The sequence below is a fragment of the Maribacter sp. BPC-D8 genome, from assembly GCF_035207705.1.
In the GTDB taxonomy this organism is placed as follows: Bacteria; Bacteroidota; Bacteroidia; order Flavobacteriales; family Flavobacteriaceae; genus Maribacter.
Genome location: NZ_CP128187.1, coordinates 2,448,830 through 2,462,944, shown reverse-complemented (window position 1 = coordinate 2,462,944; position 14,115 = coordinate 2,448,830). Strand labels below are relative to the sequence as shown.

General features: G+C 35.1%; 16 protein-coding genes. 11 read left to right on the top strand and 5 right to left on the bottom strand.

The genetic code is table 11. The features are described from left to right. Positions 1 to 76 precede the first annotated feature (76 nt). The 3 genes from nusB to yajC are packed head-to-tail and all read left to right on the top strand — an operon-like array spanning position 77 to position 1,850. Positions 77 to 1,024, top strand: a complete 948-nt coding sequence (gene nusB, locus QSV08_RS10820; RefSeq protein WP_416381994.1) for a transcription antitermination factor NusB — start codon at positions 77 to 79, stop codon at positions 1,022 to 1,024. 43 nt (positions 1,025 to 1,067) lie between these two features. Next, a complete protein-coding gene (locus tag QSV08_RS10815; RefSeq protein WP_324023245.1) occupies positions 1,068 to 1,538 on the top strand; it encodes a DUF1573 domain-containing protein in 471 nt (156 codons plus the stop codon). A 24-nt stretch (positions 1,539 to 1,562) separates the two neighbouring features. Then, positions 1,563 to 1,850 (top strand): preprotein translocase subunit YajC, encoded by a 288-nt coding sequence (yajC, locus tag QSV08_RS10810; protein WP_324023243.1) that lies wholly within the window; start codon positions 1,563 to 1,565, stop codon positions 1,848 to 1,850. 76 nt (positions 1,851 to 1,926) lie between these two features. Here the strand turns inward: yajC and QSV08_RS10805 are convergent, their stop codons facing one another. Genes QSV08_RS10805 through pepT form a run of 3 tightly spaced genes read right to left on the bottom strand, consistent with a single transcriptional unit; the run spans position 1,927 to position 3,753 of the window. Further along, a complete protein-coding gene (locus QSV08_RS10805) occupies positions 1,927 to 2,262 on the bottom strand; it encodes a YdeI/OmpD-associated family protein (RefSeq protein WP_324023241.1) in 336 nt (111 codons plus the stop codon). After that, the gene (locus QSV08_RS10800) at positions 2,199 to 2,525 is read right to left on the bottom strand and encodes a DUF1801 domain-containing protein (RefSeq protein WP_324023239.1); all 327 of its coding nucleotides are present in this window, start codon (positions 2,523 to 2,525) and stop codon (positions 2,199 to 2,201) included. The genes QSV08_RS10805 and QSV08_RS10800 overlap by 64 nt, the downstream gene beginning before the upstream one ends. Positions 2,526 to 2,529: 4 nt before the next feature. After that, on the bottom strand, positions 2,530 to 3,753 hold the full coding sequence (pepT, locus tag QSV08_RS10795) for a peptidase T (RefSeq protein WP_324023237.1): 1,224 nt from the start codon (positions 3,751 to 3,753) through the stop codon (positions 2,530 to 2,532). Between the two features lie 69 nt (positions 3,754 to 3,822). Between pepT and QSV08_RS10790 the strand changes: the two genes are divergently transcribed. After that, on the top strand, positions 3,823 to 4,275 hold the full coding sequence (locus tag QSV08_RS10790; RefSeq protein WP_324023235.1) for a hypothetical protein: 453 nt from the start codon (positions 3,823 to 3,825) through the stop codon (positions 4,273 to 4,275). 58 nt (positions 4,276 to 4,333) lie between these two features. Then, the gene (locus QSV08_RS10785; RefSeq protein WP_324023233.1) at positions 4,334 to 5,377 is read left to right on the top strand and encodes a quinone-dependent dihydroorotate dehydrogenase; all 1,044 of its coding nucleotides are present in this window, start codon (positions 4,334 to 4,336) and stop codon (positions 5,375 to 5,377) included. 78 nt (positions 5,378 to 5,455) lie between these two features. On the opposite strand, the gene QSV08_RS10780 is transcribed toward QSV08_RS10785, so the two are convergent. Continuing rightward, complete coding sequence (locus tag QSV08_RS10780) at positions 5,456 to 5,866, bottom strand: Dabb family protein (protein WP_324023232.1); 411 nt, start codon at positions 5,864 to 5,866, stop codon at positions 5,456 to 5,458. Between the two features lie 85 nt (positions 5,867 to 5,951). Between QSV08_RS10780 and QSV08_RS10775 the strand changes: the two genes are divergently transcribed. From QSV08_RS10775 to guaB, 6 genes are all read left to right on the top strand, one after another. Further along, positions 5,952 to 6,572, top strand: coding sequence for a LysE family translocator (locus tag QSV08_RS10775; RefSeq protein WP_324023231.1), 621 nt, complete (start codon positions 5,952 to 5,954; stop codon positions 6,570 to 6,572). 53 nt (positions 6,573 to 6,625) lie between these two features. Further along, positions 6,626 to 7,495 (top strand): hydroxymethylglutaryl-CoA lyase, encoded by an 870-nt coding sequence (locus QSV08_RS10770; RefSeq protein ID WP_324023229.1) that lies wholly within the window; start codon positions 6,626 to 6,628, stop codon positions 7,493 to 7,495. A 148-nt stretch (positions 7,496 to 7,643) separates the two neighbouring features. Continuing rightward, complete coding sequence (locus QSV08_RS10765) at positions 7,644 to 8,822, top strand: hypothetical protein (protein WP_324023227.1); 1,179 nt, start codon at positions 7,644 to 7,646, stop codon at positions 8,820 to 8,822. Between the two features lie 23 nt (positions 8,823 to 8,845). Further along, entirely contained in the window at positions 8,846 to 9,382 is a 537-nt protein-coding gene (locus tag QSV08_RS10760; RefSeq protein ID WP_324023226.1) for an FMN-binding protein, read from the top strand. Beyond that, positions 9,382 to 9,894 (top strand): hypothetical protein, encoded by a 513-nt coding sequence (locus QSV08_RS10755; RefSeq protein ID WP_324023224.1) that lies wholly within the window; start codon positions 9,382 to 9,384, stop codon positions 9,892 to 9,894. The genes QSV08_RS10760 and QSV08_RS10755 overlap by 1 nt, the downstream gene beginning before the upstream one ends. Before the next feature lie 39 nt (positions 9,895 to 9,933). Further along, positions 9,934 to 11,406, top strand: coding sequence for an IMP dehydrogenase (gene guaB, locus QSV08_RS10750; RefSeq protein WP_324023223.1), 1,473 nt, complete (start codon positions 9,934 to 9,936; stop codon positions 11,404 to 11,406). Positions 11,407 to 11,465: 59 nt separating this feature from the next. Here the strand turns inward: guaB and QSV08_RS10745 are convergent, their stop codons facing one another. Then, on the bottom strand, positions 11,466 to 14,048 hold the full coding sequence (locus QSV08_RS10745; protein WP_324023221.1) for a M1 family metallopeptidase: 2,583 nt from the start codon (positions 14,046 to 14,048) through the stop codon (positions 11,466 to 11,468). Positions 14,049 to 14,115: the final 67 nt, after the last annotated feature.

Sequence of the window (14,115 nt, the reverse complement as noted above, 5' to 3'; positions counted from 1 at the left end):
CTCGATAATCGAGATTTAAATGCTCCGAGGGCTTGCCCCGAGGTTATTTACTAATATATTAAATAAGTTCTTTCAAATGCTTACAAGAAGGCACATTAGGGTTAAGGTAATGCAGAGTATTTACGCTCTAATTCAGTCTAAGGACGATTCGTTACAGAAACAAGAGAAGTTTTTAAAGGTAAGCATAGAGAATACCTACACGCTATATTTATTATGGCTAAGTCTTTTTGTAGAAATACAGAAAAGAGCAGCAGATCAAATTTCCCTTTCTGCCAACAAATACATTGAGGACAAAAAGACAGCGTTCCCTAATCCGAATAAGTTTATTCAAAACAGATTGTTATTACAAATTGTTGAAAATAAGACCTTAGAAGAGGAACTTAATCATAGAAAGCTAGATAACTGGTATTTAGAAGAGGAGTATGTAAAACTTATCTATAAAGAAATTTTAGAGAGCGATACCTACAAAGAATACATGTCTAAACCAGAAAGCGATTATGCTGCTGATAAGGAGTTGGTAATAACTTTGTTTAAGAATATTATTGCACCTAACGAGAAAATTTACGATTACTTTGAAGATGATAAGTTAACCTGGGTAGATGATATACCTATTGTTAATACCTTTATTTTAAAGCATTTTAAGAAAGTAAAACAGGTACACCCAGAATCTTACTTTTTACCAAGTTTGTTGAAAGATGATGAGGATATGACTTTTGCCATGCAATTGCTATCGAGAACATTATTAAAGAACGATGCTTTAGAAAAGGAAATAGAAGGTAAAACACCAAATTGGGATAAAGATCGTATTGCTGGTATTGATAGCATCTTATTAAAAATGGCTATTTGCGAGTTATTACATTTCCCTTCTATACCAGAAAGGGTAACTATAAATGAGTATTTAGAAATAGCTAAAGAATACTCTACACCAAAAAGTAGCATATTTATAAACGGAATTCTCGATAAGCTTACTAAAGAATACAAGTCAGAAGGAAAGCTTAACAAGATGGGAAGAGGTCTATTATAAAAATATTTTATAATTTTGCAATTAATTGATAAATCTAAATAGTATGAAAAAATTAGTTCTAATTGTTGGTCTTGTATCAATGGTAGCTTTTACTTCTTGTAAAGACAACGCATCAAGTAAGATCAAAACAGATAATGTAGCAGAGGCTGCGGTAAGAGATGAGGCTGCTAAGGCTGTGCCTGTAATGGCTTTCGAGAAAGCAGAACATGATTTTGGTACAATTGAGCAAGGTACTCCACAAGAGACCGTATTTGTTTTTACCAATACGGGTAATGCCCCATTAATTATTACCGATGCAAAAAGTAGCTGTGGTTGTACAGTTCCTAATCCTCCAAAAGAGCCAATCGCACCAGGAGAAAAAGGTGAGTTGAAAGTTAATTTCAATGGATCTGGTCAAAATCAGATAACAAAAACGATTACTGTTACAGCAAATACAGAAAAAGGTTCTGAGCTTTTGAGAATTAAAGCTTTCGTTAACCCAAAAGGAGCAGCTCCATTAGGACCTGTTAAATAATTATAAATTACAGATATACCAAAGATGGGTGATATAGGGCAGTTTCTTCCGATGATTTTGATTTTTGTGGTCGCATATTTTTTTATGATCAGACCTCAAATGAAAAGACAAAAGGATGAAAAGAAATTTTCAGCAGAATTAAAACGTGGTGATCGTGTTATTACCAAAAGTGGTCTGCACGGTAAGGTAGTAGATATGAATGATAAAGATTCTTCTTGTGTATTGGAAACAATGGCAGGAAAATTAAAGTTTGATCGATCTGCCATATCTATGGAAATGAGCGCTAAATTAAACGCTCCAGAGAAAAAGTAAGTTTTTTCTAAATTCATATAAAAAACACCGATGGAAACATCGGTGTTTTTTTTGTTTTAAATTTTAAGATAATAGCTTACTTCTTGTACTGGTCATGTATTCCCCTACCTGCTAATATCAACGGAACTACCTTTTCTAATCTAGATAGTTTTGTTTTTTCTTGTTTTGCAGTTGCAATATACTCGGCGTAGTCTTTCTGTTTAGAATAAGTTAATTTGTTGAAAGCAGTTTTTATGTCGTCGATGTTTTCTAATGCAATGGATAAGTGAATGGGAATTACAATTTTGGTTTTAGGTTTTTTCTCAATCTTTAATTGTAGCCCCTTTTTTTGATTCTCAATAGCTTCGTTTATGTACGCTGTAACTTCTTTTTTATCAATGCCTTCAATTGTAGTAAATTTCCAGTGGCGCATCGCCATGGTTTTTCCTTCTTGTGCTTTTCTAAAACGTTTTTAGGGTCACTTAAAAAGACACCGTTAAAAAACCAGATTCCGAAGTGATTTTTAAATTTGTTTATTGCGATGATGTTTTTGTTATCTATCATGTAGGTAGGGAAACTCCATTTGTAGGTTTCCGTCATTCCACAAGCTAGGGCAAGAGTCCTTAATTCAGCTACCTCATTTTTAAAGTGATGCGCCTCATTATAGAATTCATCTAATTTCTCTTGCTTTTCCATCGTATCATTGATTAGCTGTCAGCTCGCAAATGCGCACAATAACTTCTACAGCTTTCTGCATGCTCTCTACCGGTACATATTCATACTTGCCATGAAAATTATGTCCGCCAGCAAATATGTTAGGGCAAGGTAAGCCCATATAACTTAATTGCGACCCATCTGTACCACCGCGTATTGGTTTAATAATAGGTTTTATGCCGATATCTTCCATTGCCTTTTTAGCAGTCTCTACAATATGAAAAACAGGTTCTACCTTTTCTTTCATATTAAAGTATTGATCGTTTAATTCTAGCTCAATACAATTGTCATATTCGTTATTAAATTTTTGTACAATGTCTTCTACTAATTTTTTACGTTGCTCAAAACGTTTTAAATCATGATCTCTAATAATCAGCTCTACAGTTGCATTTTCGATTTCTCCATCAAAGTGATGTACATGAAAAAAGCCTTCTCTACCAGAGGTTTCTTCGGGTGTTTCATGCTTGGGTAAATCGTTTATAATCTTATTGGCGATTAATAGGGCATTCACCATTTTTCCTTTTGCATAACCTGGGTGTACACTTTTGCCTTTAATAGTTATTTTGGCACCTGCTGCATTGAAATTTTCATATTCCAGTTCACCAATCTGGCTACCATCCATAGTATATGCCCATTCCGCTCCAAATTTTTCAACGTCGAATTTATGTGCTCCACGACCAATTTCTTCATCGGGTGTAAATCCGATTCTTATGGTACCATGTTTTATTTCTGGATTGTTTACCAAATACTCCATTGCAGTTACTATCTCTGTAATACCTGCTTTATCATCAGCACCTAACAGGGTAGTGCCATCTGTAGTTATAATGGTTTGACCGATATATTGTAATAAATCATCAAAATATGACGATGAAAGAATGATATCTTTTTCCTTATTAAGAACAATATCTTTACCATCGTAGTTTTTAATAATCTGCGGATTCACATTCGTACCAGAAAAATCAGGAGACGTATCAAAATGAGATATAAAACCAATGGTAGGTGCATCATGGTCAACATTTGAAGGTAAGGTGGCCATTATGTAAGCATTGTCGTCTATAGCGACGTCAGACAGACCTATAGCGCGTAATTCGTCAACTAATTTGTTGGCTAAATTCCACTGTTTTTCAGTACTTGGTGTGGCGTCAGATGATGAGTCGCTCTGCGTATCAATAGTAATATAACTTATGAAACGATCGATGATATGCTGCATGTAAAATGTGTTTTATCAAAAATAAGGTTATAAATTGTAAATTAGTAAACGTAAGATTCGATAAATTAAATGATGATGAAAATTAGATATGTAGTGACAATGGCTTTTCTTTTACTTTTCGCAAATGTAAATGCACAGGCAGATTGTATTCTTGGTGTTGGTGTTACGAACGATTCTATTATTTCTGATATTTTTCAATTGAACGAAATGCAAAAAGAGAAATTAGAAAGTTTTAGTGGAGAAGTTAAATTTCGAAATGATATTTTAAGTAACGAATTAGAGAATGTAAAGAGTAGGCATCCTCAAAGTAGTGTTACAGAACTACAACAATTAGCAGATAAATACAAAGTTGTAATGGACAGTATGGCAACAGTTCAAGAAGTGATGGATAAGAAAATGTTGGCGCTATTTAACTCAAATCAATACGAATTATACTTGTCTTTATGTAAAGATGCTTCTCGTTCAGCATACATTGTAGTGCCCGCTGTCTACACAGATAGTATACCTACTGAAAACAGATAAAGTATTGCTTAACTTTCTCATTTACAGTTTGTATTTTTGCGGCTTCTAAAATATATACATGTATAGGCTTTTCATTAGACCTCTTTTATTTCTTCTTGACCCCGAGAAAGTTCATCATATTAGTTTTTCAAGCATTAAGTTTTTCTCCAAAATAGGACTATCTGGTCTTATTAAATCTATGTTCGTAGTTGAAGATAAACGTTTAGAACGTGAGCTATTCGGACTGAAATTTAAGAATCCGGTTGGTTTAGCTGCTGGTTTTGATAAAAATGCTGTCTTATATAATGAATTATCAGATTTCGGATTCGGATTCGTAGAAATTGGTACCCTTACCCCAAAGCCTCAAGATGGAAATCCGAAGAAAAGATTATTTCGTTTAAAAGAAGATAAGGCTATCATAAATCGAATGGGGTTTAATAACCACGGGGTTTTCGAAGCTGTAGAGAATTTAAAGAAAAATCATAAGGTGCTTATTGGTGGTAATATAGGTAAGAACAAAGTGACACCGAATAACGAGGCTATTAAAGATTACTTAATCTGTTTTGATGCCTTATTCGATCACGTAGATTACTTTGTGGTGAATGTAAGTTCACCAAACACACCAGGGTTAAGAGAGTTGCAAGATAAAGAGCCCTTAACGGCTTTATTAAATGAGCTACAGTTAGAGAATTCAAAGCAAAGCGAACGTAAGTCGACAGTGCGTAAACCTATTTTATTGAAAATAGCGCCAGACCTTACCGACAGCCAATTATTAGATATTATTGATATTGTAAAAATTACTTCTATTGATGGTATTATAGCTACCAATACGACCATTTCTAGAGAGAATTTAAAATCTCATGCTTTGGTAACTGAAGAAGCTGGCGGACTAAGTGGTGCTCCATTAAAAGACAGGAGTACTGAGGTAATCAGATTTTTAGCGGAGAAGAGTAACAAGGCATTCCCTATTATTGGGGTAGGCGGTATAAACTCTGCAGAAGATGCTATCGAGAAATTAGAAGCTGGTGCAGATTTAATTCAATTATGGACGGGCTTTGTGTATGAAGGCCCGGCTTTGGTAAAAGAAATTAATAAAGCGCTTATAGAAAAAGCTACGGTTTAAGATTTTAACTATTCCTATAAAAAATAAATGCCCTTGTACAAATTGTGCAAGGGCATTTTATATATGTGAGATTTTGATTTACGATTTGGTCCAGTAATCAACAACAAAGACATCATCTAAAAACGGAGTCAATACAGCGCCAAATGCTTTGTGGTCTGGGTGAGGTAAGTAAATAGCACGATCTTCTTCACTTTCAAATGTTAGAAAAAAGGCATGTGTAAAACCTTTGTTCAAACCTTCTAGGCTATTGTTCAATCCCCATTCATACCCTTTAATTTGTTCAATTTTTGAAGGTAGTGCCCTAAAAGCATCTTCTACTTTTTTCATTTGTTCGGCGGTCGTGCCATCTTTGAACTTAAAAAAGACAGTATGCCTTAAAAGACTATCGCTTTGAATCATTTTTGTTTTGGTCATGTTTTCATCTGTCGTCGCAAAAGCGTTTGACATGAATGAAATACTAATTAGTAATAGAAGTACTTTAATTTTCATAGTCTGTGAATTTTATACAAGATATTAAAAATAGGTGTAATACATGGTTATTCGTACTTTTCGGGTAGAACTAATATCTTCTATATTGAATTACGATATTTTACTTGCCTTTTCTGTAGCCACCTTTGTTTTGTCACTGTCGCCCGGTCCTGATAATATTTTTGTTTTAATACAGAGTATAAGTAATGGCAAAAAACAAGGGTTAGCAGTTGTTGCAGGTTTAATGACCGGTTGTTTGGTGCATACCACTCTTTTGGCTTTTGGTGTGTCTGCAGTTATAAAGAATAACCCTGCCATATTTACATTTATAAAAGTGTTTGGGGCGGGCTATTTGCTGTATCTCGCAGTAATGGTTTATAGAGGAGGCGATGCTATAGCAATAGAAGGGGAGTCAAAGAACAAAAAAAGTTTAGGAGCCTTATACAAACAAGGCTTTATAATGAATGTATTCAACCCAAAGGTGATTATATTCTTTCTAGCCTTTTTTCCAGGGTTTCTATTTTCAGACACTTTAAGCAACGTTATACAATTCTATACACTTGGTTTTCTATTTATAGTGGTCTCATCATTTGTATTTAGTGGTATTGCTATATTATCTGGTCAGATTTCAACGTTTTTGAAAACTAAAAGACGAACAGGTTTAATATTGAAATGGGTTCAGATTATTGTCTTCATCGGTATTGCAGTTTATTTATTTTTTGGGTAGTTTATTTAAATTATTAATAGGAGATACTTATTTAGAGTTCGTATTTTTACGAAATGTCTAATTCAAAGATCAAATTAGTAGAATGCCCACGAGATGCTATGCAAGGCATTAAGCAATTTATACCTACCGATGAAAAAGTAAGGTATATACAATCATTGCTGGGTTGTGGTTTTGACAGCTTAGATTTCGGAAGCTTTGTTTCACCAAAAGCAATTCCGCAAATGGTAGATACTGCTGAAGTTTTATCAAAATTAGACTTATCAAAAACAAATACAAAGCTGCTTTCGATTGTTGCGAATGTACGAGGTGCAGAAGATGCAGTTTCGCATCCTGAAGTTGATTATTTAGGATTTCCTTTTTCTATTTCAGAGAACTTTCAAATGCGAAATACGCATAAAACTATTGCACAATCGGTAGAGACTTTACAAGAGATATTTAATTTAGCCGATGCCGCAAACAAAGAAGTGGTGACTTATATTTCGATGGGATTCGGTAACCCTTATGGTGACCCTTGGGATGTTGATATTGTAGGAGAGTGGACAGAGAAACTCGCAAAAATGGGAGCGAAAATATTATCACTTTCAGATACTGTAGGCTCTTCTGATCCCGAAACGATTTCATACTTGTTCTCGAATCTAATTCCTAAATATCCGAATATCGAATTCGGAGCTCATTTGCATACGACACCAACTAAGTGGCACGAGAAAGTAGCTGCTGCTTACGAATCTGGTTGCAGACGTTTCGATGGTGCTATACAAGGTTTTGGTGGTTGCCCAATGGCTAAAGATGATTTAACAGGTAACATGCCTACAGAGAAAATGCTATCTTATTTTACTGCAGAAAAAGTTGACTCAGGCGTTAACTGGATGGCTTTTGAAGCTTCTTACAACAAAGCTACTGAGCTGTTTACGGCATATCATTAAACTAGCCTATCTTCATTATGTTGGCAGCTTAATTAACGTTAAGTTTATTTAGATTTATTACAAATAAACTTTGCTAGTATGTTTTTAGGTCATAAATTTGCACTCCGTTAATAAAATGTTAACGATAATTCTAAGCAGATTTAAGAAGATGAAATACGTTTACCTATTAGTATTGCTACTTACTTTTACTTGTGTACAGGCACAAACCAAAACAGACTCGATCACTTTGGTACCACAAACTCAAATAAATGCGGCACAGCGATTACTTTCTGGCAACTACGCTTCTGCGGTTACAGTGGGTGCTTATGCTGAAATGTTATATAATCAACCAGAAGGTGATAATGGCGAATTAGATGTGCAACGAATGGTATTACTTTTTGGATATCGTTTTAATGATAAAACACAATTTGTTACAGAAGTTGAGCTTGAGCATGTAAATGAAGTTTTTGTTGAGCAGGCTTTTATAAATTACTCGGTTGGAAATAATATTAGCTTACGTGGTGGTCTAATGCTGGTACCAATGGGTATTGTAAATGAATTTCATGAACCAACCACTTTTAATGGAACAGAACGCCCAGGTATGGATAATGCCATTGTGCCAACGACATGGAGAGAGATTGGTGTAGGGGTTGCAGGTAGATTCAATGATATTAACTTAGGATACCAAGCTTATGTTTTTAACGGATTCAAATCTACCGAAGCTGATGGTGAAGGAGGTTTGTCGGGTTTTTTAGGTGGTTCTAGCGGATTAAGAGGTGGACGTCAAAAAGCAATTCAGTCAACTATCGATAGTCCTACTTTATCTACTAAAGTTGAATATTATGGTATTTCTGGTTTACGTTTAGGACTTTCTACTTATTTCGGAAAAACTCAAGCAGCAGATGATATAGAAACTTTAGCAGGTGCAAATATTGGTATCGCAATGGTAGGTTTAGATGCTCGTTACGCTTATGACCGTTTTACAGCACGTGGTCAATTTATAAATGCATCTTTATCAGATACAGAAGAATATAATACCGCTACCGGAAGAGATTTAGGGAGTGCACTTAGAGGCTTTTATGTAGAAGGGGCATACAATTTGTTACCTATGGGTAAAGAGCAAAAGCTTTTTGTTTTTACGCGTTACGAGCAGTATGATACGCATGCCGATACCGAAGGTCGTTTGGTTCGCAATGATGCTTATAACAGAACAGATGTTACTACAGGTTTAACTTATCACCTTGCACCAGGGGTGGTCTTGAAAGGAGATTATCAATTTAGAAGTAATGCCTCAGACGTTGGTGATGTAAAAGACAGGCTTAATTTTGGTATCGGTGTTTGGTTTTAATCAAATTATAATTGTCAGTAAATATGAATAATAAGGTTCTAAGATTAATAGTTTGCATACTAGCCATAGGTATAGTAATGGGTTTTGGTTTGCCAAAGAATATTCAGAAAAAGGTCGACAAAGAAATAGCCGGGTACTTTGAAATTGATTCTTTTACTATCGAGGCTATTGCGGTTGCAAAAAATGCTGAATTAGATTTACCAAGTAAAATTGATGCAGAAAATTTATTTCGTGTGCTTGACGGTCAAAGTCATATAGGATATTTATACGTAGAACAAGCCCCAAGTAAGACGGCAAACTTTGATTATATGGTTTTGCTTGATGCTAATTTTAAAATTCTGCATACTAAGGTGTTGATTTATCGCGAAGAATATGGTGGTGAAATAGGAAGCAAACGTTGGTTGAAACAATTTATCGGCAAGAAACCTGGCGATCGCTTAAATCACGAAACTAATATTGATGGTATTGCAGGTGCAACAATTTCTGTTCGCTCTATGACCAATGCAATTGATGACCTTTTGCAAACACTTACTATATTGCAAGAAAATAAAATGTTATAATGGAATTTAATGGTCTTTTACCAAAGCTGCCAAAACCAATTCGCTTATTTATAGGGGCTTTTGTAATTGTACTTTCTGTTGGGTATTTTACCGGTTTATTATTTGTCTCAGAGACCAGTACTGCCTCTGTAGCTGGTATCGAAGAGAATTACTTGGGTAATGAATCAGATGAAAATGCTGACGTCATGAAGTTTAAAAAGAGCGAACGGCAAATGCTAACTATTATACATACGCATATTCTATCAATGTCTTTTATCTTTTTCTTGCTAGGTATTTTGGTTTGGCTAACTCAACTACCTACAAAACTTAAGGTGCTTTTGACGGTAGAACCATTTTTATCAGTATTACTGACCTTTGGCGGAATCTACTTTTTATGGTCTGGTGTTACTTGGTTTAAATACATAGTAATAGTATCGGGTATTTTAATGACGGCGACATACACGGCATCCGCTATGATTGTGTTGTATCAATTAACATTTTCCAAACAATACGGTAATACTTTTAACCAATAATATTCACTATATTTGCACGCAATTAAATCCTTAATTGCTATGCAAGCCCACCAAAACAAAATTCTAGGAGAAGGTCTAACGTACGACGACGTATTATTAGTACCTGCATATTCTGAAGTGCTTCCAAGAGAAGTTAGTATTCAGACAAAATTCACAAGAAATATTACCATCAATGTACCTATTATATCGGCAGCGATGGATACGGTTACGGAGTCTAGAATGGCAATTGCCATGGCTCAAGAAGGTGGTATCGGCGTGTTGCACAAGAATATGAGTATTGAGCAGCAGGCAATGAAAGTGAGAAAGGTGAAAAGAGCTGAAAGCGGAATGATTTTGGATCCGGTTACACAACCACTAGATTCGAAAGTGAAAGATGCCAAAGCTAATATGAAAGAATATAGCATTGGTGGTATCCCTATCGTTGATGCCGATGGTAAACTTTTAGGTATCGTAACCAATAGAGATTTACGTTTCGAAAAAAATAATGAAAGACCAATTTCTGAGGTAATGACTTCTGAGAATTTGGTAACAGCTGCAGAAGGGACTTCACTTTCAGAAGCAGAAGATATTTTACAACAACACAAAATTGAAAAACTACCTGTTGTAGATAAAAACTACAAGTTGGTAGGTTTGATTACATTTCGTGATATTACAAAACTTACTCAAAAGCCTAGCGCTAATAAAGATCAATTCGGTAGACTTCGTGTTGCAGCAGCTTTAGGTGTTACAGAAGATGCTGTTGAAAGAGCAGAAGCATTGGTTAATGCAGGTGTAGATGCAGTAGTTATTGATACGGCACATGGTCATACAAAAGGTGTGGTTTCTGTATTACAAGCAGTAAAGAAGAAATTTCCTAACCTAGATGTTATCGTTGGTAACATTGCTACGGGTGAAGCAGCAAAATATTTGGTTGATGCTGGCGCAGATGCCGTTAAAGTTGGTATTGGTCCAGGTTCAATTTGTACGACTAGGGTAGTTGCAGGGGTTGGTTTTCCTCAGTTTTCTGCAGTATTAGAAGTGGCAGCAGCTATAAAAGGTTCTGGTGTTCCGGTAATTGCAGATGGTGGTATTCGTTATACAGGTGATATACCTAAAGCGATTGCAGCAGGTGCAGATACGGTAATGTTAGGATCACTTTTAGCAGGAACTAAAGAATCTCCGGGAGAAACAATTATCTATGAAGGTAGAAAGTTTAAATCGTACCGAGGTATGGGTTCTGTTGAAGCTATGAAACAAGGTAGTAAGGATCGTTATTTTCAAGATGTTGAAGATGATATTAAAAAATTAGTACCTGAAGGTATTGTAGGTCGTGTACCTTACAAAGGGGAATTGTATGAAAGTATTCATCAATTTGTAGGCGGATTAAAAGCTGGTATGGGATACTGTGGAGCAAAAGATATCGCAACACTACAAGACACTGGCAGGTTCGTTAAAATTACCGCTAGTGGTATTAACGAAAGTCACCCACATGATGTTACCATCACTAAAGAGAGTCCGAATTATAGTAGATAGAAAATATAGTAGTAAATAGAAAAGAGGTCTTTTAGACCTCTTTTTTTATGCCTTATAATTTAATCTAAAGAGATGTCAATCTGTTTTTGTAGAAGTTGAACTCTACGCAAGTCATCTGAAGCTTGTAGGACTTTTGATTTTAAGGATGAATTTAAATCAGGATTCTCATCTAGAAAACGCTGTAAAATTTCATAAGCTTCCGGTGAAGTGTAATTACCAATAGTACTACTTAGCCATCTTTTCGGGAAAAAGATATCTCCTGTTTTTTGTATTTCATCTACTAAATCAAGGCTTGCCCTTAGATACTGAATGGATTCTTTTTGATGTAAAGGGTGATTTAAATTATTCATTGCATTAACAACCCATGATTCTTTAGCTCGGTTTTCTTCTTGTTGAAGTGATTCAAAAAAGTCATTTCTAGTCTGCTGAACTTTTGATAAAGATGGTAGTAAGAAGGTAAAGCGATTTAATTTATCATTGTTGCTTATTGCTTGTTCAGCTGTTTTTAAAATGTTTTCACTTTCTGGGTGGCCGTACAAGGTTAAATCCATCGCCAATTCAGTAAAGTTGTCATCGTTAAGCTTTAGATTGTTAATCACTAATTCTTTGTTCCAAATTTTATATAAATGGTCTAATGAAATATCAGTGTAGCCAATTGATGTGTAGGCGGAGTATAAGGTCTTTTTAATATTAGCAGGTAACTCTTGTTGTAATTTTGACCATACTTGTACGCTAATTTCTTTCTGATAAAATAGGCGTTGTTCTGCGGTTAGGTATTTCCAAAATACAGAAGTGGTGTATCTAGAGATGAGATTAACCAATAATTCATTCTTTTCATTAATTAGCCCTTTAGAGTATAGTTTTATGGCAGCAGTTGGAGTAATACTGCCATTCAACATATTCTCATATACATTTATATAGGCGTAACCACGAGCCACTTGATCCTCTATCGTTGGTATAATATCTAGATCTTTTTCTTGAGTAGGAAATACTCCGTAACCTTCAGCATTTGAATTATATAGTATTGAAGTTGGTCTAGGTAAACCAATAGCCTTCTCTAAAACCAATTCGCTATCAATCATGTTGACGGTCAACGTTTTTGTTTTATCAGGATAAAGAAACAGTACTTCAAATGTCTGAGGCCACGAATGATTTGATTTGTCTTCTGCTTTTTGAGATAGTTTAAAAGATGTGATGTTGTTGTCACTATCATATTCGATAGCATCACTAAAAATAGGTCTGCTAGAATTATTGACCCAAACATCGCTCCATGCAACCATATCTGTAGCTGATTTTTTATCTAGAATATCAATTAACTCTCCCCATACAGCATTCTTAAAAGCAAAGGTTTTTATATATTCTTGAATACCTATTTGAAACGCCTCTTTACCTAAAACGGTTTCTAGTTGGCGCATCATTATTGGTGCCTTGTTGTAAATAATACTACCGTAAAGTGAACCTGCATTGTTGAGGTTTTCTAAATCTTGCCGAATAGGATTAGTACCTAATGTTCTGTCTTCTCCGTAAGCATTAGGGTAGTGGGTGATCATAAAAGCCAATTGATGGTCAATATCTGGGAAAGCGGGATTCATGATTTTATCTGCCATAAAATTAGCAAACACCTCTTTCATCCATACATCATTAAACCAATTCATCGTAACTAAATCGCCAAACCACATGTGCGATGTTTCGTGGGCAATCAATTTTGCACGGCTCAATTTATTATTTGCTGTTGCGCTTTCATCTAAAAAAAGCGAACTTTCTCGGTACTGAATGGCACCAACATGTTCCATACCGCCATATTGAAATCCGGGTATTGCGGCAAAATCCATTTTTTGAAAAGGGAAAGGATATGCGGTATACTTCTCTAAAAATGTTAGGGATTGCTGATGTAAATCAAAAATGGAGTCTAGGCTATACTTAATTTTGGTAGCATCGGTTTCTCGGTATAACATGGTCATATCCATATTTGCCGGTTTTTGAGTTACAGATTCAAATTTACCTGCTACAAATGAAAATAAATACGTACTCATTTGGTCAGAAGCACTAAAATTATGTTGTGTGTATTCCCCTTTCTGAGTTTGCTTTATTTCGTTTGCACCACATAAAACCTTCCAGTCGTTAGGTGCTGTTATATTTAGGGTATAAATACCTTTTATATTAGGTTGGTCAAAACAAGGGAAAAGTGTTCTTGCACGATCTGGCACTAATAGAGTATATAGGTAATCTTCATTTCTATTTAAAGAAAGTTCACCGGCATTAAAGGCAATGGTAACAGTATTATTCCCTTGTATTAAATATTTCTTGGGTAAAATAATATGTTCCTTTTCATGAAGAATAGCGACATCTGTTTCATTAATAGATACCGATTTTATGTTTGAAGTTTCTTCTTTAAAATCTAAGTAAACAGGTTCTTGAAGTTGTTCTAAATCAAAATTTAAAACTAGTTGAGAAGGTATAGGAGCTTCCTGTTCCTTAGGAATATCAAAACTTAAGTTGTAATGAACATTAGATATTTGTGAAGCCCTTTGGGTCGCCATAGCTTCTGACACTCCAGATTCAAGGGGCTTTACTGTGTCCTTTTCGTTAGCGCACGAAATAAAAAATACAACTAAAAAACTAGCGTAAAATAGGTACTTCATAAGTTAGAGTTATACGTTGTTGTGAAAGTACTTTAATGGAAATTGCTTTCCAATTTTTCAACAACGT